Annotated in this window: 2 tRNA genes and 1 rRNA gene; all 3 read left to right on the forward strand. The window is 49.2% G+C overall.

Annotated features, from left to right (window positions below):
* Positions 1-112, forward strand: a 5S ribosomal RNA gene (gene rrf, locus RCO25_RS34680); the annotation flags it as partial.
* A 39-nt stretch (positions 113-151) separates the two neighbouring features.
* A tRNA-Ile gene (locus RCO25_RS34685) sits at positions 152-228 on the forward strand.
* 32 nt (positions 229-260) lie between these two features.
* Positions 261-336 (forward strand) — tRNA-Ala (locus RCO25_RS34690).
* Positions 337-612: the final 276 nt, after the last annotated feature.

Here is a 612-nt window from a genome sequence, read left to right on the forward strand (position 1 = left end):
TGGCGATGGCGGAGGGGAACCACGCGTTCCCATACCGAACACGACCGTTAAGCCCTCCAGCGCCAATGGTACTTAGACCGCAGGGTCTTGGGAGAGTAGGACGTCGCCAAGCAGGTGTTTTCACACCTTTTATACGTACGATGAGAATTAAGGGCCTTTAGCTCAGCTGGTTAGAGCGCACCCCTGATAAGGGTGAGGTCGGTGGTTCGAGTCCACTAAGGCCCACCACTATAAATTCTCGGAAGTCGTAAACTTAATATGGGGCCATAGCTCAGCTGGGAGAGCGCCTGCCTTGCAAGCAGGAGGTCAGCGGTTCGATCCCGCTTGGCTCCACCAACAATTTTCAACAAATTGCACCTTGAAAACTGGATAACGAAAGAAAAAGAATTGCTGAAACATCCTTTAAGCTGTTTTTATTGTAAGCGAAAGGTGTTCGAGATTGTTGCGACTTCTTTTCGTTTTGTTTCAACCATTTGATGTCTTAGGAGATCAGAGAAACAAAATGAAAACGGCACACAAGCCGAATCACCCAAGCATATGGTTAAGCTAGTAAGAGCGCACGGAGGATGCCTAGGCACCAGGAGCCGAAGAAGGACGTGGCGAACAACGATA

The organism is Paenibacillus sp. LHD-38, from assembly GCF_031157315.1.
Classification (GTDB): Bacteria; Bacillota; Bacilli; order Paenibacillales; family Paenibacillaceae; genus Pristimantibacillus.